Here is a 22,291-nt window from a genome sequence, read left to right on the forward strand (position 1 = left end):
CCGATCGTGCGGGGGCGCCGCGTCCTATCCGGTCATCCTGTTCGACCAATCGAGCTGCGAGCGGGCCCAATCGGGGATCTCCGCGGCCGGCCGCGGGTAGGCCACGAACTCGGCGCGCAGATCGTCGACCGACACCTCGGGCATCCAGTCGGCGACGGTGCCCGGCGAGTAGGTGGCCTTGAATCGGGTGGGTCCGGCGATGAAGATCTCCGCACTCAGCCAGGCGCCGACCGCCGGGTCGTAGGACATGCGCTTGTGGTCGGCCAGGTATTCGACGACCTCGGTCGGCGGCACCATATTGGTGACCGACCCGTCGCGCTCCTTGACCTGAACGCCCGCCACCAGATGCCCGCCGACCTGCAGCGACCACAGCAGGGCGAACTTCTGACCGGGGGAGAGCATGGCGATCGCGGCATCGACCACGAACTTCTCGATATCGCCGAGTGAGTGCAGTTGTTCCCGTGGCGCAGGTTCGGCGTCCTGGCGGTGTTCCCGCATCAGGAAATCGATTCGCTCCGGTCTGCTGAGCGTCATAGCTATACCTCTGCATCCGTACCGATCAGCGCTACCAAAACTGATTTCGGTCGGCCGAACTTGTCAACATTTCGCAGCGTACTCGCCCCGTCCGACGGACTGTGCGGTTTGTTCACTGCAACCGCACATATTGTTGTCTATCGGTGCTCCGCACACCAGTAGCTACCGGGTGTCTATGGACACATGTCCGGTCAGGCTGCCGATGCGCGCAGGGCGAACCAGCCGTCGCCGGGGTCGGCGAAACCGTGGTAGACGAGGGGTACCCGCTGGTCCACGCCGAAAAACTGGTACACCGCCGCCATCGCCTGACGCACCGAGTGCGCCTGGAAGTCGTCGATGCGCCGGGGTCCGATCCGGTGTTCGGGCAGCATCGAGAGCCGGGTGAGCTCCGCCGGATCGTCCACATCGAGCCCGATCGGCGCCGGTTCCTCGATCAGATGGTCGTGCAGCACGGTGCGCGCCGCGGTGGGATCGTGCCGTGGGCCGGTGAACGCCACCCGCTGCACCCGGGCCAGCCCGGGCAGATTCAACGGCGTGCGCACCGCCTCGATCAGGTCGATGAGGTCGGGATCGGGTTCGGGCCCCCGTTCGGCCACCGGTGCCTGTTCCAGCAGATGCAGCATCTGCCCACCCCGAACCAGCGGCTCGGGCACCACGAACACACTGATACTCGGACAGATGCAATTCACTCCGGTGAGGCACACCCTGGTGTGCAACGGATCGGACATGAAGTCCTCCTCCGGTAACGGGCCACCCGGACCCACAACGTGCAGGATCGATAACCTTCGCCATCCGCCGACCCCCACCGACGACGACCGTTCCGCACCGCCAAGTGTAGTGCGCCTCCCCACCCGGAAGACAGGGTTGGTGAAACTCGATTGCGGTATCCTTACTTCAGTGGGGAAGTAAGGAGTTGTTGTGGACGCGCTCGCGAGGTTGACGTCGAAGGGGCAGATCACGGTGCCCAAAGCGGTCCGTGACGCGCTGGAATTGCACACCGGCGACAACGTCCACTTCCGGGTGGAAGGCGATGTCGTGGTGCTCGCGAAGACACCTGACCTGCTGGACCTCGCGGGCAGTGTGCAGGTCCCGCCACAGGTGCGCGGCCGTTCGTGGGAAGAGATCCGCGACGAGGCCTGGGCGCAACAGTGGCGGGAGGCCAATCCGGAGTGACGATCTTCCTCGACACGAACATCCTCGTCAGGCACTTCACGCAGGACCCTCCCGAGATGGGCAGGCGAGCCACAGCCCTCCTCGCGGGGACCGACGAGTTCTACCTTCCGGACCTCATCCTCGCGGAAACCGTGTACGTCTTGCAGAGCGTGTACCGGGTGCCCAGGCCTGAGGTCGCGGCACTGGCCCGTGCCGTGATCGGCTCCCGAAATATCCAGACCGACGATCCGGCCGTCCTCATCCGGACCGTCGATGTGTATGAGCACCAACGGCTTTCATTCGCCGATGCCTACCTCGTCGCGCTAGCCGAAGCCGACTCCGATTCGGTGATCGCGTCGTTCGACAAAGGGATCGGCAAGGTCGGCACCGTGCGCCGTATCGAGCCTTGATTCAGCGGTTGACGGTGATGAGGGTGAAGGGGCCGATGTCGGTGGTGGTGAAGGCTGGGGAGGCGAAGAGGGGGCGGGGGAAGGTGACGGTGTAGCGCTTGACGTTGGGGTCGTTGGGGTAGACGTCTTCGGCGAGGCGGAGGGTGTAGTTGTCGCCGTCGCGGCGGAAGAGGAAGGCGTCGGGGGCGCGCCAGGGGGCGGCCGACATGGCGTCGAGGAGGGCCTGGGGGGAGTCGAGTCCGCTCCAGGCGGCGATGGCGTCGGCGCGGGCCTTGAAGTCGGCGAGTGGGTTCGCGTAGTGCGAGGTGAGGGCCTGGAAACCGAAGTAGGGGTAGAAGGACAGGAAGCTGGTGTCGGCCGTGAGGACGACGGATTCGTCACGGGGACGGCTGGTTTGCGCCAGTAGAGCCTCGTCGAGGGCGTGGTAGTAGGCCACGGCGGAGGGGCGGCGCTTGTCGCCGCGTTCACCGAAAGTGCCGTAGGCGTCGGGTGTTTCGGTGGGCACCGTGTCGGTGTAGGCGGTGTCGATCTCGTGGACCAGAACGGTGGGGATCGTCTGGGCGAAGGCCATCGCGCCGAGCACCGCGAGCGCGGCGGCCGCGGTACGCACCGGCGCGGGTTCGTTCAGCGCCTGATACACCGCGCGGCCGCCCTCGACGAAGCCGAAAACACCTGCGGCGGCGAGCAAGGCGAGCAGCACCGGTTCCAGCCGGAACGACAACAGGGTGGTGCCCGCCGCCGTCGCGGCCATCGACAGCAATGTCCACAGGTAGATCGCCACCACGCCGATGCCGAGCGCCTGCGCCCGCCGCGACGATCCCGCCCGCACGACCAGCCACAGCAACCCGAGCAGGCACAGCGCCCCACGCAAAGAGAACTCGAGCATCGGGAACGCCAGCTGCGCACCCGACTCGGGCAGATAGTGGAAAGCGTTGCCGGAGGGCAACTTCGCACCCGACAGCATCTTCAGCAGATACGGCGTCCACACCACCAGCGCCACCGCGATCGCGAGCACGCCGATCGCCGCCAGCCGCGTGAACGGCACGACGACCACCCGCCACGCCGGCTCGGTGGTGACGGCCGCGTCGCGCTTGCCGATCGCCCGCCCGCTCGCTCGCCGTGCGTACAACGCGCACGCGGCGGCGATCACCGCCATCAGCACCACGGTGAAAGCCGCGATTGCCAGGTACAGCGTGTAGAAGCATGCCGCGACCCCGAGGAACAACCCGGTCCCGAGCACCGCGCCCCATCCGCCCGAGCGGCGGTGCAGCGCACCCCACGCCAGCACGAGCACCGGCGGAATGAACACGACGAGCACCGCCCCGTACGCCTCGGGCGAGGCATAGGCCAAGGTCATCGCGGTCACCGCGGCCGCGGCGCCCACGGCCATGTCGGCGCGCACCAGCTGCGCCCACAGCACGAGCGCCACCGTGGCGGCCACGGCGAGCATGCCGATGGAGTACGGCTTGAACACCTCCCAGCCGTCCATACCGAGCAGGTTCGCGACCCGCCCACCGATCCAGAACCACCCGGCCGGATAGAACGGCGGCAGATCCACGTAGGTCATGTCCCGCAGTGCCGCACTGTCGGTGAGCCGCGTCAGATACTCGGTGCGGAATTCCTGGTCGACCGAAACACCGAACAGGTACAGCTTCGTCGCCGCCAAGGGCATCCCGAGCGTCACCGTGACGAATCCCGAAATGCCCACCCAGGAAGCAAGTTTCGCGAGCACGGGCCACTTTCGCAGCCGGATCAGCAACACCGAGACCACCAGCAGCCCCACCGAGACGACCTGCCCGACGGTGGTCAGCGCCCGAGTCACGTTGGAGGAGTTGAACGCAGGCCACTGCACCGCCGAGAACGCGAACAGCCCGACCACCGCCACGACCAGCGCGACGAGCGCCGCCGCGGCACCTTCGGCGAGACCGGTCGCTGTCGCGCGCCCCGCCCGCACGTTGTCATCGGTAGTCATCGGCGCGCATTCCTCCGGGTCCACTCTGCTCGACGGTCCGGGTCAGCCTAGTGGAGTGTGCCGAGTCCGTCGGGCTCGCGCCGAGGCCCCGGCACAAAGAAACTGCCGCACCGCCGGAGTGGCGGTGCGGCAGTCGCGATGGCTCTCGATCAGATGGGGAGCTTGCGGAAGATCGGGCGCGGCACGTGGCGCAGGGCCGACATCACGAAGCGGGCCTCGTTGGGGGTCCACACGATCTCGGTGCCCTTCTCCGAGGCGGCGACGGCCTGGCGGGCGACGTCTTCCGGGTCGACCGTGAGCGGCGCTTCCTTGGAGCCGGTCGCTTCCCAGTGGGCCTTGGTCGCGGAGGTACGCACCTGCATCGGCCGGACGACGGTGACGCGCGGGCCGTAGGGGCGAAGCGCTTCGCCGAGACCCAGGTAGAAGCCGTCGAGGCCGGCCTTGGTCGAGCCGTACACGAAGTTCGAGCGACGCACCCGCTCGCCCGCCACCGACGACATCACGATGAACCGGCCGTGACCCTGCGCCTTGAACTTGTCGCCGACCAGCACACCCACCGACACACCGGCGGTGTAGTTGATGCCGACGGTCATGACCGCCTTGCGCTGGTCCTGCCACAGCTGCTCGGCGTCGCCGAGCACACCGAACGCCACGATCGCGACGTCCACGTCACCACCGGCGAACGCGGCGTCGACGACCTTCGGGTGCGAGTCGGTGTCGAGCGCGTCGAAGTCGATGACCTCGACGGCCGTGGCACCGGCCCCCTTCAGCTTGGCGACGGCGTCGTCGAGCAGCGGGTCGCCGGGCAGGTTCGCCAGGATGATCCGCGCGGGGCTCTTGCGCAGGTACTCCGCGCAGATCGCGAGACCGATCTCGGAGGTGCCGCCGAACAGCAGGATGGTCTGCGGGTTGCCAACTGCGTTGATCACTGGAGCTCCAGCCTCCTGGCCATATCGGACATGAACACGCCGTTCGGGTCGACGCTGCGGCGGACCTTGATCCACTCGTCGATCCGGGGGTACATCTTGTGGAAGGTCTCGGCGCTGGTGCGCGAGTCCTTCGCGGTGTAGAGACGGCCGCCGAATTCCATCACGCGGCGGTCCAGCTCGGTGACCAGCTCGTTGAGGCCCGGCTTGATCGGGAAGTCCACGCAGATGTTCCAGCCCGGCATCGGGAAGCTCAACGGCGCGTCGTTACCGGGGCCGAACAGCTTGAACACATTCAGCGCCGAGTAGTGGCCCGAGGCCTGGATGTCGATGATGATCCGCTTGAACTCCTCGACCGCCTCGGTCGGCACCACGAACTGGTACTGCAGGAACCCGTTGGAACCGTAGCCACGGTTCCACTCCGAGATCATGTCGAGCGGGTGGTAGAACTGCGTCAGGTTCTGCACCTTGCCGGTGTAGTTCCCGCCCATCGCGTAGTACGCCTCACCGATGGCCGACAGCGTCAGCTTGTTCATGGTGAAGTTCGGGAAGATGTCCGGCACGGTCATCAGGTGCGGCGCGTCGAACTTCAGCGGCTTCTTCTGCAGCCGCTTGGGCAGCTCATCGAGCTTGGCCAGGCGACCACGAGTGATGGTGGCGCGGCCCAGCTTGGGCAGCGGGCTGATCACGTCGAACCAGGCGCTCGAGTAGGTGTAGTTCGCCTCGCTACCGTCGCTGTGCGCGGCGACCGTCTCGTCGAGGGTCGCGGTCTTCACACCGTCGTTGAGGAAGTAGGCGGTCTCCGTCGGCGCCATCTCGACGGTCGCGCGCAGGATGATGCCGGTGAGCCCGTTGCCGCCGACCGTCGCCCAGAACAGCTCGGCGTCGTTGTCGGGTGACACCGTGCGCACCGAACCGTCCGCGACGAGCAGGTCGATCGAGCGGACGTGGTTGCCGAAGCTGCCCTCGCTGTGGTGGTTCTTGCCGTGGATATCGGAGGCGATGGCGCCGCCGATGGTCACCTGGCGGGTGCCGGGTAGCACGGGAACCCACAGGCCGAACGGGAGCGCGGCCTTCATCAGCTGGTCCAGGCTCACGCCGCCGTCCACGTCGACCAGGCGGGTGTCGCGGTCGATGCGGTGGATGCGGTTGAGCGCGGGCATGTCGATGACGAGGCCGCCCGCGTTCTGGGCGTGGTCGCCGTAGGAGCGGCCGAGGCCACGGGCGATCACGCCGCGTCGCAGATGCGCCGGCTTGCTGTCGTTGTCCTCGGCGACCATGCGCACGGCCTGGGCGATCAGCTCGGGATCGCCGGTCGAGAGCACTTCGGCGGAGGTGGGTGCGGTGCGACCCCAACCGGTGAGCTTGCGCGTACGCGTAGGAAGCGTAAACGGCCCGTCGTTGGTGGTCGAAATGTTCTCAGACATCGGCTTAGAGGCTACAGGCATGGCACAACCTGTGACCGGTCTCGTACCCTTCCTCACGTGCAAGCACAGCCGCATCTGCCCCTGCCCCCCGAAATTCCCCTGGTCGACGAGCCGGGGGGTACCGATGTCGATCTGAAGACTCAGATTGTCCGGTTCACCCTCACGGGCGGTTTCTCGGCGATCGTCGACTTCGGCTTGCTGCTGTTGCTGTCGAACGTGCTCGGGGTGCCGGAGGTGCTCGCCAAGGCGATCAGCTTCATCGCCGGTACGACGACGGCCTACCTGATCAATCGTCGCTGGACGTTCCAGGCCGAGCCGAGCCGCAAGCGGTTCGTGGCGGTCGTCGCGCTGTACGCGGTGACGTTCGCCGTGCAGCTCGGGATGTATGCCGCGTTCGCGTTCGCGCTGCCCGACCAGTGGTGGCGTCAGGCGGTGGCGTTCGTCGTGGCGCAGGGCACGGCGACGGTGATCAACTTCGTCGTGCAGCGTGTGGTGATCTTCAAGATCAAGTAGTCAGCCGGCTTTGACTTCGGCGTGCTGGCGGCCCGCCTTCACACCGAAGTAGTCGCCGCCTTTGGCGCGGACGTTGTCGGTGCCCCATTCGCGGCGGTCGCGGGAGACGGGGATCATCTGCGGAATGTGCTTGCGGCAGTGGATGTATGCCTCTTCCACGTCGACGACCACCCATACCTGCGCCGCTTTGCCCCGTTCGGCGGGTGGCAGATCGGTGACCGTTTCGCGTAGCTCGCTGTCGGCGACCATGCGGGCCTTCCCGTTCACGTGCAGGCCGATGAGGTCGCGGACGAAGTCGATCATCAGGATCCCGACGTGCGGGTTCTCGAGGATATTGCCGAGGCTGGCCATCACCCCGTTACCACGGTATTCGGGGTACGCAATCGTGCGATCGTCGATCACGTGCAGGAAACCGGGGGTGCCTGCACGGAAGCTGGCGTCGCATTCGCCGTGCGCGTCGGCGGTGGAGATGAACGCCATGTCCATCCGGGTGACGAATTCCATCATCATCGGGTTCAGATAGTCGATGACCTGGTCGTCGTAGAACCGTTCGGCGCGTTCGGTGGTGCCCAACGTTTCCTGAAGTTCGTGCTCTCCGTCGCTGCCGATCTGTGTTCCAGGCATCGGGGCCCCTCTGCTGCCGAAGTGCTGTGACCACAATCTCATTGGAGTCTAGGGGAGTTCGGCGCGCGGCGTGGCGAGTCCAGTATTGCGAAGGACCGTAACGGGCGGTTTGCTTCGGGTTTCCTGGACGACGACCGATCAGGCCGGACCGACCGTCACCGGCACACCGTTGAAGACGGCGGTTCCGGTGATCGCGTCGACGATCGAATTGTCGGTCAGCGCATTGGCATTCACGCCTGCGTGCGCGCGGGCCACCGACTGGGTGGTGCTCGCGGCGTGTCCCCACCCGTGCGGCAGGCTCACCACCCCGGGCATGATCGCCGCTGTCAGCTCCACTTGCACGGTCAGTGATCCGGCGGCCGAGGTGATCTCGGCCGCCTCGCCGATGCCGAGGCGGTCGGCGTCGTCGGGGTGGATGTGCAGGGTGCAGTGGTTGGATCCGCCGACGAGTGCCTCGATGTTGTGCATCCAGCTGTTGTTGGAACGCAGCTGCCTGCGCCCGATCAGCACCATGGGTGGCGCACTCGCCGCGAGGCCTTCCCGCAGGCGCGACACATCGGCGAGCAAGGGCTGCGGTGCCAGGTCGACGCGTCCCGTTGCAGTCAGCAGCACTCCCGGCAGGCGTGGTTCCAGCGGGCCGAGGTCGATGCCGTGCGGGTTGTCGAGGAGGGTGCGCAGGCCGAGGTCCCCGCCGTTCCACGCGCCGTAGGGGCCGAGTTTGAGCATCAGGTCGACGCGCTGTTCGGTGGTGTCGGCGCCCTCCAGCTCGTCGCGCCGGTCACTCATGCCCGCTTTGTGCAGCATGCCCGCGATGACCAGCTCGTCGATCATCGCGACGGCCTCGTCGCTGTGATGCGGCTGCCCGCTCACGGCCGCGGCGAGCCGGGCGAGCACCGCCGATTCCGACGGCCTGCCGTCGAGCGGCACCAGGGGGCGCGAGTAGCGCGCGTAGTTGCGCACCGCGAAGTGCAGCAGCGCGAAGTCGTAGTGCGGTGACTGGATCGAACGAGGCGGCGGCAGAATCACATTCGCGTGCCGGGTGGTCTCGTTGACGTACCGGTCGACGCTCACCATGAAGTCGAGCCCGGCCAGTCCCGCGTCGAGCCGCGCGCCGCTCGGTGCGGAGAGCACCGGGTTGCCCGCCACCGTCACCAGCGCGCGGATCTGCCCTTCACCAGGGGTTTCGAGTTCGTCGGCGAGGGTGGCGACGGGGAGTTCGCCCATGGTTTCGGGCAATTCGCGCACCCGGCTGGTCCAGCGGCCCGGCCGGAACGGCTTGGTCCGCGTGATGCCGAGGGCCGCGGGGGTGGCGAACATGGCGCCACCGGGTGAGTCGAGATTGCCGGTGAGGACATTGATCGCATCGACGAGCCACTGTGTGAGCGTGCCGAATTCGGTGGTGCACGTGCCGATTCGGGCATAGACGGCGGCCGTCGGGGCGGCGGCGAGTTCGCGTGCGATGCGGCGGATGGTCTCGGCCGGAACGCCGGTGCGTTCCGTCGCGACCTCGGGGGTGAAATCCGCTGCGGCCGCGCGTAGTTCGTCGAGGCCGTCGACCTCCACGCGCACGTCGGCCAGGTTCTCGGCGAACAACGTGTGCACCACCGCGAACAGCAGATACGCATCGGTGCCGGGTCGGATGAAGAGGTGTTCGTCGGCCAGCTCCGCCGTGCGCGTCGCCCGCGGATCGACAACGACGAGCTTGCCGCCGCGCGCCCGCAACGCCTTCAACCGGCCGGGAAAGTTGGGCGCCGTGCACAGTGAACCGTTCGATTCCAGCGGGTTGGCGCCGAGCATCAGCAGGTAGTCGGTGCGGTCGAGGTCGGGAACGGGCACGACCATCGGGTCGCCGAACATCAGCCCGGCGGCCACCTGCTTGGGCATCTGATCGGCGGTGCTCGCCGAGTACACGTGCCGGGTGCTCAGCGCGCGGACCAGCGCGGGTGCGTAGAGGGCGCCCGCGATCGTGTGGGCGGTGGGATTGCCGAGGTAGACGGCGGTGGCGCCGGTGCCGTGCGCCGCGTGGACGGCGGCGAAACGCTGCGCGATCAGGTCGAACGCCTCGTCCCAGCTCGACGGGCGGAAGTCGGCGCCGTCGCGGATGAGCGGAGTGGTGACCAGGTCGGGGTCGTCGTCGAGCTTGCCGAAACCGGCGCCCTTCGGGCAGATGAAGCCCTTGCTGAACGGATCGTCGCGGTCGCCGCGCACCGAGAGCACCCGGTCGTTGTCGTCGAGGGTGATGCTCAGGCCGCAGACGGCCTCACAGAGCGGACAGGTGCGAAGCAACGAACGCGGAGCCATGGTTCATGCCTACTCCACCCCAACCGCTCGGCACCGGGAAACGCAGAAAACCCGCGAGGCGACGTGGGGATCCGTCGCGGTCGCGGGTTGGCTGTGGAAAGCTGCCTCAGCAGGCCACGGTCAGGGTGGCGCGCTTGCGGGTGGCGGCGGCGCGCACGGCGGCACCGAGCGCGACGACCGGCGGGATCCAGCGGGCCTCGGACGGGGCGACGCCCCACGACGCCGAACCGGCGGCCAGCTGGGTGGGCGGCAGCGGGATGCTCGCACCGTCGGTGTGCACCAGCACACCGGCCTCGCGCATCGCGGCGATGGCCATGGTGGCCTTGGCGACGCCGGTCACCAGGTGGATCTCGCGACGCTCGGCGCCGGGGATCTCGATCACGGGGCCGGACAGGTTGTTGGCGCGCAGGAAGCGGCGGACCTCGCCTGCCATCTCACCGGTGATCTCGATGGCCGAAACGTTCTCGTCGGTCACCAGGCACAGGCCGTTGGTGGTTTCGGCGACGTTCCAACCCCGCGCGGCGTAGTCCAGCGCGGCGGCACCCTTGTCGGCGGCCATAGTGTTGGTCGGAAACGTCGTGCGCACTGTGTTCTCCATTCCCCGAAGAGCTCTGTTCCTGCGTTCATGGGCGTATCGGCCCAAGGTGGCCGAGTTGTTACGCGGATTCCGAAAAATAATCGAGAGTGTCTGCTTCGTCTCATTCGACGAACCTTCGCTATCGCAGGTTCGGTCCCCGTGGTGTTGGCGTGTCGTCGGAAAGCGGGCAGGATTCGGACCATGACCGACGTGCCGAACACCACCCCGGCCGGTGAGCCGGAGGCCGAGGAGTTCGAGGCCGAATCCCGCTGGCTCTCTTGGAAAGAGGCCGACGTGAAGCGTACGGCGTCGCGTTCGCGAGAGCAGGCCGAGGACTCCGAAGAGACCGAGGAGATGAGGCTCGCGCGCGACGCGGGCTTCGACGATCCGTTCCGCAGCACCCGCTCGGCCACCCAGTGGGGCGCCGAGGCGCTGCGCTCCCTGCTCGACGTGCAATTCCGCAGGCCCGCGACCCGCACGCTGCTGCCGCTGGCCTACATCCTGTGCGTGATCTCCTTCGCGATCGGCCTGCCGATCGCGCTGACGGTGCTGATGTGGAAGGCCTCGGCGGTGCTCGGTGTGCTCGCCGCCCTCGTGGCCGTTCCGCTCGGGCTCACCATCGCCGCGTCGGTGCGGTTGATGCTCGAATTCGCCGACAACGCCGCCCGGCTCGCGGGCCGGGTCGAGCACATCAGCGAACTCGCCGACGGACTGTTCCAAGCACTGTCCGATGTGGCAGAACCGGTGAATCAGTTGTCCGAAGATGTTCGCGCCGTTCAGTTCTGGCGGTTCCGGAAGAAGAAGTAGGTCTTGCGCGGTGTCCGATTCATTGTGAAACAATCCGTCCGCAGATCTGATGATGCGTCAGCTGCGAACGGCGGCCTCCAGAGGACAAGGGGGAGGCCGGATTTGGATACAGGGGGGAAGTATGGCTTCACCGCAGGGCGTCACCGGTTCGACCATGCCGCGCAGGCAGCTGGGCAGGCACTTACGTGACCTGCGCAATCGTGCGCGGATGACCACCAGAACCGCGGCGGCGCAACTCGAGTGGTCGGAAGCGAAGATCTGGCGGATCGAAACGGGGCAGACATCGCTGCGCAGCCTCGATGTCGAGGCCATGTGCAAGGTGTACGGCGCGCCCGCCGACCAGGTGGAACCGTTGGCCGCGCTGGCTCGCGAAACCAAGGCAAGGGGATGGTGGACGAGTTACGGCGATGTGATTCCGGAGGGTTTCGAGGTCTACATCGGGCTCGAAGAGGCGGCGGCCGAGCTGTCGATCTACGAGGACGGCCTGGTCCCGGCGCTGTTGCAGACCGAGGACTACACCAGGGCGCTGCTCGAACGCACGGTTCCCGAACTCACCGACGCCGACCTGGAACGGCGGCTGCGGGTGAGCGCGGCCAGGCAGGCGTTGCTCACCAGGGCGGGCTCGCCGTTGCGGCTGCGGGTGGTGCTCGCCGCGGCGGTGCTGACGCGCCGGATCGGTGACGATCGGGTGCTCGCCGGTCAGCGTGCGCGGCTGCGTGAGCTGGCCGAACGCGACACCGTCGACATCCGGGTGATCCCGGACGACTGCGGCTACCACGCCGGGCTCGAGTCGGGCCGGTTCACCGTGCTCGATTTCGACGGTGACAACGCGGTCGACAAGCAGGAACCGCCGGTGGTCTACGTGGAGACCTTCGCCGGTTCGGTCTATCTCGACAAGCCGGTCGAATTCGACCGTTACCGAGCCGCTTTCGCCGACATTACCGCCGCGGCGAGCGCGACGGTGTAGCTCCTACCAGGAGTCGGTGAGCACCGAACGGTGCGTGGGCAGGGCCTGGTCGTAGACCGCCCTGCCCTTTTCCGTGAGCTTGACGAAACACGCCCGCCGGTCGCCGTCGCAGGTGATGCGTTCGACCAGGTCGTCGCGTTCGAGCCGGGCCACGGCGCGCGAGAGTGCGCTCTGACTCAGGTAGATGTCGCCGGACAGGTCGGTCATGCGGTACTTCTCGCAAGCCGCGTCGACTAGACGGTCGAGGATCTCGAACTCGCTGAGTCCGATCCGGTGTTCGTTCTGAAGCGCCTTCTCCAGTGCGCAGCTCACGGCGGCGTGCCGGTCGAGCAATGCGCGCCACTGGCCCACCAGCTCGGTGGGCGCTTCGTTGCGCCGAGCTGTGTTGGCCGGGTTCGACATGCGGCCATCTTAGTGCGCCCACTCGATCCATGCAACTGCATTAAATGTGTTGGCATTAAATGCGCATGCATGTAATGTCCTCCGCATGACTTCGCCAGCAACGCTCTCGGCCGCCGAGGCGACCGACCCGACCCGGTGGTCCGCTCGCCTCTGGGGCCTGCTGATCACCCTGTGCATTGTTCTGTTCCTCGACGGTCTCGATGTTTCGATGATCGGCGTCGCCCTGCCCTCCATCGGCGCCGAACTCGATATGTCCACCTCCACTCTGCAGTGGCTCGTGGGCGGTTACGTCCTCGGCTACGGCGGTCTGCTGCTGCTCGGCGGTCGCACGGCCGACCTGCTCGGGCGCCGCAAGGTGTTCCTCATCGCCCTGGCCGTCTTCGCGGTCGCGTCCCTGATCGGTGGCCTGGTCAGCGACCCGACGCTGCTGATCGTCACCCGCTTCATCAAGGGTCTGGCCGCCGCGTTCACCGCGCCGACCGGCCTGTCGATCATCGCCACCACCTTCGCCGAAGGAAAGGCGCGCAACAAGGCGCTGTCCATCTACACCGTGTTCGGCGCGGGCGGTTACTCCATGGGCCTGCTCTTCGGCGGCCTGATGACCGGCGTCGGCTGGCGCTGGACCTTCCTGCTGCCCGTTCCGATCGCCGTCGCCGCGCTGATCTCGGCGTTCGTGCTGATCCCCAAGGACGGCAAGGCCGAGGAAGGCGGCCACGATCTGCTCGGCGCGCTGCTGTCCACCTCGGGCATGCTGCTGCTGGTCTACACCGTGGTCACCGCGCCCGAGGTCGGCTGGGCCTCGGCACGGACCGTCGTCTCGTTCATCGCCGTGGTCGCCCTGTTCGCCGCGTTCGTCGTCACCGAGCAGCGTGTCGCCCACCCGCTGGTCCGGCTCGGGATCCTGCGCAAGGTGTCGCTGGTGCGGGCCAGCCTGGCCATCATCGCGGTCGCCGGCTCGTACTTCAGCTGGCAGTTCATCGTCACGCTGTACCTGCAGGACACCCTCGGCTGGTCGCCGCTGAAGCTCGCCATGGCGCTGCTGCCGGTCGGCATCCTTGTCGTCGCCTCGGCGTTCTTCTCCGACAAGCTGATCGACCGCTTCGGCACCGGCCCGGTGATCGCCGTGACCATGTCGGTGATGGCCGTCGGCTACCTGCTGTTCCTGCGGATCGACACCGCACCCGACTACCTGACCGTGCTGCTGCCCGCGGTCCTGCTGATCGGTATCGGCTGGGTCGGCTTCCCCGCCATCAACGTGCAGGCCACCAGCGGTATCGACGACGAGGAGCAGGGCCTGGCGGCCGGCGTGCTGCAGACCTCCATGCAGGTCGGCGCGGCCGTGGTGCTCGCGGTGACCACCGCCATCGTCACCTCCGGCGCCGCGCACGGCACCTCGCCGCAGCAGATGCTCGACACCTACCGCCCCGGCCTCGAGTTCGCCGCCGGTGTCACGGTGCTCGGCGCACTGGTCGCGCTCACGGTCTTCTGGCCGCGCAAGCGGATCACCGACGCGCCGGTGGTCGAGGAGGAGAAGGTGCTCCAGACGGTCTGATCCGAAGCGCTGAACGGCACCACCATGCACGGTGGTGCCTTTCGGCGTATCAGGCGAACCGCGGCGCTGCCTGGTCCTTGGCGGAGCGGATGAAGGTGAGCGGGCGGCCGTCGCGGCCCTCGGTCGGCCAGTCGATGGCCAGCCGGGGGTCGAAAGCGTCCAGGTCGCGGTCGAATTCGGGGGTGTACTCGAGCGAGCACAGGTAGGTCACCGTCGAGTAGTTCTCCAGCGAGAGGATGGCGTGACCGAGACCCTCGGACAGGAACACCGAGCGGCGGTCCACGTCGTCGAGCAGCACGCTGTCCCAGTGGCCGTAGGTGGGCGAACCCGGTCGCAGGTCGACGACCACGTCGAGAAAGGCGCCGCGCACACACGTCACATACTTGGCCTGGCCCGGCGGGTCCTCGGTGTAGTGGATGCCGCGCAGCACTCCCGCGGCCGACACCGAGGTGTTCACCTGGTGCAGGTCGAAGGGCCGCCCGGTGGCCTTCTCGAACTCCGAGGCTTTGAACGACTCGCAGAACATGCCGCGGTCGTCGCCGAGCAGGCGGGGGGTGACCACCCACGCGCCGGGGATGGCCAGTTCACGGATCTCCATGCGCTACCAGTCTTTTCCGCGGTCGATCAGGTCGAGCAGGTAGCGGCCGTAGCCGGAGCGAACCATCGGTTCGGCCAGTTCGCACAGCTGGTCGTCGGAGATCAGGCCGCGCCGCCACGCCACCTCCTCGGGCACCCCGATCTTGAGGCCCTGGCGTTCCTCGATGGTCCGCACGTAGTTGGCGGCGTCGAGCAGCGAGTCGAAGGTGCCGGTGTCGAGCCAGGCGGTGCCGCGCGCGAGCACGTCGACGCTGAGCCTGCCCTGCTCGAGGTAGGCGCGGTTGATGTCGGTGATCTCGTACTCCCCGCGCGCCGAGGGACGCAGCTCGCGCGCGATCTCGACCACGTCGTTGTCGTAGAAGTACAGACCGGGGATGGCGTAGTTGGAGCGCGGCACCTTCGGCTTCTCCTCGATGGAGACCGCGCGACCGTCCACGAACTCCACCACGCCGTAGGCGGTGGGGTCGCTCACCCAGTAGGCGAACACCGCGCCGCCGTCGATGTCGTGGAAGCGGTGCAGGCTGGCGCCGAGGCCGGGGCCGTGGAAGATGTTGTCGCCGAGCACGAGCGCGGCGGGTTCGGTGCCGATGTGGTCGGCGCCGAGCACGAAAGCCCTGGCCAGGCCGTCGGGTTCGGGCTGGACCACGTAGCTGATCGACACCCCGAACTGGCTGCCGTCACCGAGCAACCGGGTGAACGCCTCGGCATCCTCCGGCGTGGTGATGACGAGAATGTCGTCGATCCCTGCCAACATGAGGGTGGACAAGGGGTAGTAGACCATCGGTTTGTCGTAGACCGGGACGAGCTGCTTGCTCACCCCGCGCGTGATCGGGTGCAGCCGCGATCCGGTGCCGCCCGCCAAGATGATTCCGCGCATAGGTGGCAAGTCTGCCAGTTCCGGCGTCGCAGGAGTCGGGGAGGTTCCGACACGTGGACGAATTGATCACGAACGTTTCGCGACCGGGTGTGTCGGTCGATAACTGGGACACGACGGCGTTCATCTGATTATGTGAGCGTCGATGTGTGAAACATCACTGTGTTAGATGTCAGCGTCGACATCCGATCCGGGGCTCGCACCCGGGCCATCGAGTCGACGCGCCAGTGTGAGGTAGGTGCGCGATGGAAGCCTCGAAGATCGGCAGGCCCGGTGTGTTGGGCGGGATCGTCCCCGCTGCCCCCAGGGTCACCACCAGTCCGAAGGCGGCGGGAATCGTCGTCAACTCCGGGCGGACGAGCACCGCGTCGCGCGTGCTGATGGGTGCCTGCGTCGGCGTCGTCGGACCGCTGTTGCGCACCGTCCCCATCAACCGGACAACCATCCCCATCGGCGGAATCGCCGTCGACCTGCTCGCGCGCCTGCGTCCCGAACCGACGGGTATCGAGCGCGAACAGATCCAGCTCGACGGATTCAAGATGGAGATGATCCGTCCCGCGGGCGCCTCGCGGGCGCTGCGTCACGGCGCGCTGCTGTATCTGCACGGTGGCGGTTTCGCCGTCTGCGGATTGTCGACCCATCGTGCCGTCGCCGCCGGTCTGGCCAGGCGGACCGGACTGCCGGTGCTCAATGTGGAATACCGTCAGCTGCCGGGTTCGATCGACGCCGCCATCGACGACTGCGTGCTGGCCTACCGCTGGCTGCTGCGCCACGGCGCCGACCCGGGCCGCATCGTCTTCGCCGGTGACTCGGCGGGCGGGTTCCTCACCTTCGCCACCGCGCTGCGCGCCCGCGACATCGGATTGCCGCTGCCCGCGGGTCTCGTCGGCTTGAGTCCGCTGCTCGATCTGGACTACCGGGCGAAGAAGGACTACGTGAATGTGCGCCGCGACGCCTACATTCCGCTGGCCGGGCTGGAGGCCGTGGTCCGCCTCGGTGCCGAGCACGAGGGCCCGCTCGACGCCAAGCTCTCACCGGTCAATGCCGACCTGGCCGGTTTGCCCCCGGTACTGCTGATCGCGGCCGAGGACGAATTGCTGCGCTACGACTGCGAACTCATGGCCCATCGGCTCGGTGCGGCGGGTGTGCCGCACACACTCGAGCTGTGGCGGGGCCAGGTGCACGCCTTCATGAGCATCCTGCCGGACATGCCGGAGAGCCGTTCGGCGCTCGGACGAGTCGCCAAGTTCGTGCGGGAAGCGGTGGCGCCCGCCGAGCGTGCCCGCACCGCCTGACCTCGAAACGACAGGTGCCCCGCCGCAACTCTGTCGAGTCGCGGCGGGGCACCTGGTGTATCTGCTCGCGAATGTGCTTACGCGAGTGCGGTTATCGCACGTTCGGAACCGGAATTACTTGGCAGGCGGGGTGAACGGCGAGGTGACGGTGGCGAAGTACTGGATCGCCGCACCGATGGCGACCGGAGCGGTGATGAACAGCTGACCGGCCAGCACACCGAGGAAGCCGACAGCGGCGGCACCGGCGATGCAGCCGGCCAGCGGGCCCGCGCCGAACAGGGCCAGGAGGGCACCGGTCAGGACCAGGCCGGCACCGGCACCGGCGATGCAGCCGACAGCCGCGCCACCGAGGCCACCGACGAGGGCACCCATGGTGGCGCCGACGGAGATGGTGTCCTTCAGACGGTTGAACGCCGCGACCTCACGGTCGTACTCGGACTTCCAGGGCGCCTGCGCCTCGTAAGGCAGGGCGACCGGCTTGTAGACGGCCTTGGCCGGGTCCATCACCGGGGTCAGGGTGGCGGTGTTGCCGGAGATCTCGGCCACGATCGGGAGCTCGTGCTCTTCGATGCGGAACGCCAGCGGGGTGCCCGCGACGACGGTGCCGTCGGCCGCCTTGATCTTCAGGACATTGTCCTCGACGACCATCGAGCCGGCGTCGGTGGTGACGACGGCCTTCGAGTCCTCGACGATTTCGGCGGTGTAGTTGATCGGCGCAGCGGCGGCCGGGGCCTCTTCGGCGTGCGCGGTGCCGGCGGCGACGCCCATGGCAGCGATCAGCAGCGCCGAAGTGGCGGCGAATTTCCTCATCAGCATTTTTGTTGAACCTCGATGTTGGAGCGTTCGGAGGGGACCCGATGATCAAAAGCCCCCGCAGCTAACGAGCGGTGAACCACCTGTGTACTTCTATTCAAATTCTGTTCACCGTTGATACCCCAGGGCCGGTGCGCACCTAGAAACCTGAGTGCCGACTAGGGTTTTTCTCAGGAAAGCAGACCCCGGGCCGTAACCTGAACGCGCCCGGTGTGACGGACATCACGGTGTAAATACCGTGACTGTTTCTACCTGGGCGAGTGCCGGTTCGCTTTCTGTCCCCGATCGCGAGCACGTATCGTTGTCGACGTGCGAGTGCTCGTTACCGGCGGGGCCGGATTCATCGGTGCGAATTTCGTCCAGCAGACGGTGGCCACGCGCCCCGACGTAGCGGTGACCGTCCTCGACGCGCTCACCTACGCCGGAAACCGCGCGTCGCTCGATCCGGTGGCCGACCGCATCGAATTCGTCCACGGCGACATCGCCGATCTCGACCTCGTCGACAATCTCGTCAGCGGTGTCGACGCGGTCGTGCATTTCGCCGCCGAATCCCACAACGACAACTCGCTCGCCGAACCGTGGCCGTTCGTGCAGACCAATATCGTCGGCACCTACTCCCTGCTGCAGGCCGTGCGCCGCCACGACGTGCGCTACCACCACGTTTCCACCGACGAGGTCTACGGCGACCTCACCCCCGACGACCCCGCCTTCACCGAAACAACGGCCTACAACCCGTCGAGCCCGTATTCGGCGACGAAAGCGGGGAGCGATCTGCTCGTGCGCGCCTGGACCCGTTCCTTCGGAGTGCGCGCCACGCTGTCGAACTGTTCCAACAATTACGGCCCGTATCAGCACGTGGAGAAATTCATCCCACGCCAGATCACCAATTTGATCGACGGCGTGCGCCCGCGTTTGTACGGTGCCGGTCATCAGGTGCGCGACTGGATTCACGTCGACGATCACAATCGCGCGGTCTGGGACATTCTCGAGCGCGGCCGAATCGGGCAGACCTATCTCATCGGTGCCGATGGTGAACTCGACAATCTCACCGTCGTGCAGTTGATTCTGGAAGCTTTCGATCGCGATCCCACCGATTTCGACCACGTCACCGACCGGCCCGGCCACGACCAGCGCTACGCGATCGACGCGAGCCTGCTGCGCACGGAACTGGGCTGGTCACCGCGCTACAGCGACTTCCGGGCCGGGCTGGCCGACACCATCACCTGGTACCGCGAGAACGAGGACTGGTGGCGGCCGAAGAAGGCCGACACCGAACGCGCCTACGCGGCGGCGGGCGAGCAGAAACTCTGACGGACTACACCGTCGTCCGCGGGGTCAGCCCCAGACGACGGTGTAATACGTTGCGGCAGCGGCGATCAGCGCGATCAGCGACGCGCAGGCCACGGTGAGTCCCGGCCCGCGGGTCGGGACGACACCGTCGGCATCGCGCAACCGCAGCGGGACCCAGCGGATCACCACCGCGATACCGAGGATGGCCAGCGGCACGAAGTACCTGCCCTGCACGCCGTCGATGATGTAGTAGTCCACCGGTGTGAACGACATGTACAGCGTCACGTAGACCATCGCCACGCTGGCGAGCACCGTCGCCGCGACGATCAGGGTGCGGCGCAGCGTGCTGGTCAGCAGGTCGGCGATGCCGAAGCTCACCGCGAACGCGATCAGGCAGGCCAGCATCGTCAGCGCCGGCGCGTCGACGTAGGCGAAGCCGAGTTCGCCGAAGAACTGGTTGAACCAGCGGTGATCGCGCAGGGCGATGCTCTCGCCGAAGGTGTGCACGAACTGCAGCGGGTCGCCGAGGATCCCGCGCAGCTGGTCACCGGGACGCACCTGACCCCACTGGTGCGGCGGGCGCATCAGGCTCATGCCGTCGCCGGTCGGTGCGGCGATCTTGGTCCAGACCAGGAACAGCGTGCCGCCGGTGACCGCGAACACCCACGGCAGCACCTTCAGCTTGCCGGTGAAACCGAGGCGTTCGGCGGGCACGACCACGATCAGCATGGCCAGCAGCACGTAGGCGGGTTTGCTCAGCGGCAGCGCGATCGTGGCGGCCAGCAGGGCGGCGGTCTCGGGCTTGCTCAGCCGGTCACCGATGAACAGCGCCTTCACCAGCAGCGCCGACACCAGAATGGCCAGCGCGTTGGTGAGCGTGTCGGCGGTGACGGTGCCCGCCTGGAACAGCGCGATCGGCAGCACGGCCACGGTGAACACCAGCCACTGGCTGCGCCGCTGCCGCAAGGCGTAGAGCCCGAACCCGACCACCGCGAGGTAGGCCGCCAACCCGGCCAGGCGGGTGAGCAGGTACATCCCGCCGATGTTCAGGCCGAGCGCCTCGCCTGCCCGGATGCCGACGGCGGCAGGCACATACGGCACGGGGGAGTAGGCGGCGGTGTTGGTGAACCACATCGGCCGGGTCGCCGAGGAGATGTCGGCACCGGCGAGCCGGTCGTAGGCGCCGGGGTCGGCGACCATCGCGCCCGGTTCCTCGGGGTTGTCGTTGTAGTCGCGGAAGGCGTAGCCCATGAGCTCGTCGATGCTCACCGGGATCTGCCCGCCGTAGGCGACGCCGCGATCGTCGTGGATGCGCTGTGGGAACACCCCGCCGTGCGCCACCTGGTAGGCGCGGCCGAACTGGGTGATCTCGTCGTGGCCCCAGAACGCGGGGGTGAGCACGGCGAACAGCGCGCCGAACACCGTCGCGAGCACGGCGAACGCCACCGTCGCGGCACCGAAGCGGCCGGTCAGCGAGCGGACCGTGGCGGGCAGGCGGTCTTTGCGCTCGGTCGCGGGTACCTGTTCGGCGGCGACGGTTTCCGGTTCGACGGTGCTGGTCACCGACGGTCTCCGGCCGCGATGTCCGTGCTCTCGCCGACGGCCGAATACCGCAGATACACCAGCCGCGCCGCTTCGTGCCGCGACCGGCGGATGCCGTCGAGAATCAGCCCCGCGGTCCAGGCAAGGCAGCCGAGCAGCATCAGGGTGAACGCGAAGAACAGCGTCGGGAACCGCGCCACCTCGTGGGTGTTGTAGAACTCGATCACGATCGGCACGGTGAGGATCACCGAGAACAGCAGGGCCAGCGTGCCGAACAGGCCGTAGAAGGCGACCGGGCGTTCGTGGCGGGCCAGGCCGAGGATCAGCGCGAGGATCTTGGTGCCGTCGCGGTAGGTGCGCAGCTTCGATTCGCTGCCCGCGGGGCGGTCACGGAAACCCACCTGCACTGCGGTCTGCGGAACCCGCAGGTGCAGCGAGTGCACGGTCAGTTCGGTCTCGATCTCGAACTCACGGGAGACGGCGGGGAAGCTCTTGACGAAGCGGCGCGAGAACACCCGGAAGCCGCTCAGCATGTCTTCGACATTGTCGCCGAACACCTTGCCGACCACGCCGTTGAGCACCTTGTTGCCGGTCTCGTGCCCGGACCGGTAGGCGTTGGTGTCCTCGTCCTGCTTGCGCACTCCGAGCACGTGATCGTAGGGGCCCTCGAGCAGGGTCTTGATCATCAGCGGTGCGGCCGACGCCTCGTAGGTGTCGTCGCCGTCGATCATCAGGTAGACGTCGGCCTCGATATCGGCGAAGGCGCGGCGAACCACATTGCCCTTGCCCTTGGTGTTCTCGTAGCGCACGATCGCCCCGGCCTCACGGGCGCATTCGGCGGTGCGGTCGGTGCTCAGGTTGTCGTAGACGTAGACGACGATCCCCGGCACGGCGGCCTTCAGGTCGGCGACGACCTTGGCGACCGCGGCCTCTTCGTTGTGGCAGGGGACCACGGCGGCAATGCGAAGCTCGGTGGAGTCCACCCGGGTCAATCCTCAGATGTAGGCAGTTAAAGGGTCACCGGGAGGGTACACAGCACAGGTCTTCGGCGCTCATCCGGTTCGCCGAGCGTAACTCGGGGACACGCCGGTCCTCGGTGTACCGTCGGCCCGTGTCCCACCCTGATCTATCCGAGCCCGCCCCCGCTTCGCTGCTGACGAAGGTGACGACGGCGTTGCGGCAGGGGGCGGCGTTCCTCGTCGTCGGCGCGGTCGGCTTCCTCGTCGACGCCGGTACGTACAACCTGCTGGTGTTCTGGGGCGGCGGATTGTCGCTGTCCGAAGGTGTGCTCTATCACTCCCCGCTCACCGCGAAAGTCGTCGCGATCGTCGTGGCGACGGTGGTCACCTACTTCGGCAACAAGTGGTGGACCTTCGCGCACAAGAAGTCCGGCAGCGCCGGGCGCGAATACCTGTTGTACGCGCTGGTGAATGTCGTGGCGATCGGCCTGCAACTGGGCTGCCTCGGCTTTTCCCGCTATGTGCTCGATCTGTCGTCGCCGCTGTCGGACAACATTTCCGCGACCGTCATCGGCCAGACGCTTGCTGTCATATTCCGTTATTGGGCCTACGACAAATTCGTGTTCACCGGCGCCGAGGCAACCGGTGAGCAACACGCGCGGGGTGCTGTTACCCCTCACTGACGGCGCCCGGCCCGGCGGTGATTGATATCCTCACCCCGCCCGCCGCGCCGCCCTTTCCTTACGTGACTGCTTGC

At 67.3% G+C, this 22,291-nt stretch carries 23 protein-coding genes; 9 read left to right on the forward strand and 14 right to left on the reverse strand.

The genetic code is table 11. The features are described 5' to 3' along the window. Positions 1-24: 24 nt before the first annotated feature. On the reverse strand, positions 25-534 hold the full coding sequence (locus tag ACSVDM_RS15160; protein ID WP_067640256.1) for a hypothetical protein: 510 nt from the start codon (positions 532-534) through the stop codon (positions 25-27). Positions 535-725: 191 nt separating this feature from the next. Beyond that, complete coding sequence (locus ACSVDM_RS15165; protein ID WP_439265633.1) at positions 726-1,262, reverse strand: hypothetical protein; 537 nt, start codon at positions 1,260-1,262, stop codon at positions 726-728. 190 nt (positions 1,263-1,452) lie between these two features. Between ACSVDM_RS15165 and ACSVDM_RS15170 the strand changes: the two genes are divergently transcribed. Then, entirely contained in the window at positions 1,453-1,707 is a 255-nt protein-coding gene (locus ACSVDM_RS15170; RefSeq protein WP_067640258.1) for an AbrB/MazE/SpoVT family DNA-binding domain-containing protein, read from the forward strand. Beyond that, positions 1,704-2,096 carry a PIN domain-containing protein gene (locus ACSVDM_RS15175; RefSeq protein ID WP_439265636.1) on the forward strand — a complete coding sequence of 131 codons (393 nt, stop codon included), beginning with the start codon at positions 1,704-1,706 and terminating at the stop codon, positions 2,094-2,096. The genes ACSVDM_RS15170 and ACSVDM_RS15175 overlap by 4 nt, the downstream gene beginning before the upstream one ends. A 1-nt stretch (position 2,097) precedes the next feature. On the opposite strand, the gene ACSVDM_RS15180 is transcribed toward ACSVDM_RS15175, so the two are convergent. The 3 genes from ACSVDM_RS15180 to ACSVDM_RS15190 all read right to left on the reverse strand — a co-directional run bounded on the left by ACSVDM_RS15180 (position 2,098) and on the right by ACSVDM_RS15190 (position 6,421). Beyond that, complete coding sequence (locus ACSVDM_RS15180) at positions 2,098-4,068, reverse strand: arabinofuranosyltransferase (protein ID WP_439265638.1); 1,971 nt, start codon at positions 4,066-4,068, stop codon at positions 2,098-2,100. 149 nt (positions 4,069-4,217) lie between these two features. Then, positions 4,218-4,997, reverse strand: coding sequence for a decaprenylphospho-beta-D-erythro-pentofuranosid-2-ulose 2-reductase (locus ACSVDM_RS15185; protein WP_181700776.1), 780 nt, complete (start codon positions 4,995-4,997; stop codon positions 4,218-4,220). After that, complete coding sequence (locus tag ACSVDM_RS15190) at positions 4,994-6,421, reverse strand: FAD-binding protein (RefSeq protein WP_439265640.1); 1,428 nt, start codon at positions 6,419-6,421, stop codon at positions 4,994-4,996. The genes ACSVDM_RS15185 and ACSVDM_RS15190 overlap by 4 nt, the downstream gene beginning before the upstream one ends. A 57-nt stretch (positions 6,422-6,478) precedes the next feature. Here ACSVDM_RS15190 and ACSVDM_RS15195 point away from each other — a divergent pair, with 57 nt between their 5' ends. Further along, a complete protein-coding gene (locus tag ACSVDM_RS15195; protein WP_084457194.1) occupies positions 6,479-6,934 on the forward strand; it encodes a GtrA family protein in 456 nt (151 codons plus the stop codon). On the opposite strand, the gene ACSVDM_RS15200 is transcribed toward ACSVDM_RS15195, so the two are convergent. The 3 genes from ACSVDM_RS15200 to ACSVDM_RS15210 all read right to left on the reverse strand — a co-directional run bounded on the left by ACSVDM_RS15200 (position 6,935) and on the right by ACSVDM_RS15210 (position 10,457). Further along, positions 6,935-7,558: a pyridoxamine 5'-phosphate oxidase family protein gene (locus ACSVDM_RS15200; RefSeq protein WP_439265643.1), complete on the reverse strand. Its 624-nt coding sequence runs from the start codon at positions 7,556-7,558 to the stop codon at positions 6,935-6,937. A 138-nt stretch (positions 7,559-7,696) separates the two neighbouring features. Further along, complete coding sequence (locus ACSVDM_RS15205) at positions 7,697-9,859, reverse strand: molybdopterin-dependent oxidoreductase (protein WP_439265645.1); 2,163 nt, start codon at positions 9,857-9,859, stop codon at positions 7,697-7,699. Between the two features lie 106 nt (positions 9,860-9,965). Beyond that, entirely contained in the window at positions 9,966-10,457 is a 492-nt protein-coding gene (locus tag ACSVDM_RS15210) for a hypothetical protein (RefSeq protein ID WP_174552230.1), read from the reverse strand. A 180-nt stretch (positions 10,458-10,637) separates the two neighbouring features. Between ACSVDM_RS15210 and ACSVDM_RS15215 the strand changes: the two genes are divergently transcribed. Both ACSVDM_RS15215 and ACSVDM_RS15220 read left to right on the forward strand, forming a co-directional pair. After that, positions 10,638-11,243: a DUF4282 domain-containing protein gene (locus tag ACSVDM_RS15215; protein ID WP_439265647.1), complete on the forward strand. Its 606-nt coding sequence runs from the start codon at positions 10,638-10,640 to the stop codon at positions 11,241-11,243. A gap of 121 nt (positions 11,244-11,364) precedes the next feature. After that, the gene (locus tag ACSVDM_RS15220) at positions 11,365-12,210 is read left to right on the forward strand and encodes a helix-turn-helix domain-containing protein (protein WP_439265649.1); all 846 of its coding nucleotides are present in this window, start codon (positions 11,365-11,367) and stop codon (positions 12,208-12,210) included. Between the two features lie 3 nt (positions 12,211-12,213). Here ACSVDM_RS15220 and ACSVDM_RS15225 read toward each other — a convergent pair whose 3' ends face one another. Further along, the gene (locus tag ACSVDM_RS15225; protein ID WP_067494823.1) at positions 12,214-12,612 is read right to left on the reverse strand and encodes a MarR family winged helix-turn-helix transcriptional regulator; all 399 of its coding nucleotides are present in this window, start codon (positions 12,610-12,612) and stop codon (positions 12,214-12,216) included. Between the two features lie 85 nt (positions 12,613-12,697). Between ACSVDM_RS15225 and ACSVDM_RS15230 the strand changes: the two genes are divergently transcribed. Next, complete coding sequence (locus ACSVDM_RS15230) at positions 12,698-14,164, forward strand: MFS transporter (RefSeq protein ID WP_439265651.1); 1,467 nt, start codon at positions 12,698-12,700, stop codon at positions 14,162-14,164. A 49-nt stretch (positions 14,165-14,213) separates the two neighbouring features. Here ACSVDM_RS15230 and ACSVDM_RS15235 read toward each other — a convergent pair whose 3' ends face one another. Both ACSVDM_RS15235 and rfbA read right to left on the reverse strand, forming a co-directional pair. Then, positions 14,214-14,762 carry a dTDP-4-dehydrorhamnose 3,5-epimerase family protein gene (locus tag ACSVDM_RS15235; protein WP_439265652.1) on the reverse strand — a complete coding sequence of 183 codons (549 nt, stop codon included), beginning with the start codon at positions 14,760-14,762 and terminating at the stop codon, positions 14,214-14,216. A 3-nt stretch (positions 14,763-14,765) separates the two neighbouring features. After that, positions 14,766-15,638: a glucose-1-phosphate thymidylyltransferase RfbA gene (rfbA, locus tag ACSVDM_RS15240; RefSeq protein WP_067494815.1), complete on the reverse strand. Its 873-nt coding sequence runs from the start codon at positions 15,636-15,638 to the stop codon at positions 14,766-14,768. A gap of 242 nt (positions 15,639-15,880) precedes the next feature. Here rfbA and ACSVDM_RS15245 point away from each other — a divergent pair, with 242 nt between their 5' ends. Continuing rightward, positions 15,881-16,930: an alpha/beta hydrolase gene (locus tag ACSVDM_RS15245; protein ID WP_439265655.1), complete on the forward strand. Its 1,050-nt coding sequence runs from the start codon at positions 15,881-15,883 to the stop codon at positions 16,928-16,930. A gap of 114 nt (positions 16,931-17,044) precedes the next feature. Here ACSVDM_RS15245 and ACSVDM_RS15250 read toward each other — a convergent pair whose 3' ends face one another. After that, a complete protein-coding gene (locus ACSVDM_RS15250; RefSeq protein WP_181700760.1) occupies positions 17,045-17,746 on the reverse strand; it encodes a hypothetical protein in 702 nt (233 codons plus the stop codon). A gap of 306 nt (positions 17,747-18,052) precedes the next feature. Here ACSVDM_RS15250 and rfbB point away from each other — a divergent pair, with 306 nt between their 5' ends. Then, complete coding sequence (gene rfbB / locus ACSVDM_RS15255) at positions 18,053-19,054, forward strand: dTDP-glucose 4,6-dehydratase (protein ID WP_181700758.1); 1,002 nt, start codon at positions 18,053-18,055, stop codon at positions 19,052-19,054. 24 nt (positions 19,055-19,078) lie between these two features. Here the strand turns inward: rfbB and ACSVDM_RS15260 are convergent, their stop codons facing one another. Next, positions 19,079-20,596 carry a DUF2142 domain-containing protein gene (locus ACSVDM_RS15260; RefSeq protein WP_439265657.1) on the reverse strand — a complete coding sequence of 506 codons (1,518 nt, stop codon included), beginning with the start codon at positions 20,594-20,596 and terminating at the stop codon, positions 19,079-19,081. Then, complete coding sequence (locus tag ACSVDM_RS15265; RefSeq protein ID WP_067494802.1) at positions 20,593-21,558, reverse strand: glycosyltransferase; 966 nt, start codon at positions 21,556-21,558, stop codon at positions 20,593-20,595. The genes ACSVDM_RS15260 and ACSVDM_RS15265 overlap by 4 nt, the downstream gene beginning before the upstream one ends. A 128-nt stretch (positions 21,559-21,686) precedes the next feature. Between ACSVDM_RS15265 and ACSVDM_RS15270 the strand changes: the two genes are divergently transcribed. Continuing rightward, a complete protein-coding gene (locus tag ACSVDM_RS15270) occupies positions 21,687-22,217 on the forward strand; it encodes a GtrA family protein (RefSeq protein WP_067640283.1) in 531 nt (176 codons plus the stop codon). Positions 22,218-22,291 lie beyond the last annotated feature (74 nt).

The organism is Nocardia sp. JW2 (assembly GCF_051843015.1).
GTDB lineage: Bacteria > Actinomycetota > Actinomycetes > Mycobacteriales > Mycobacteriaceae > Nocardia > Nocardia coubleae.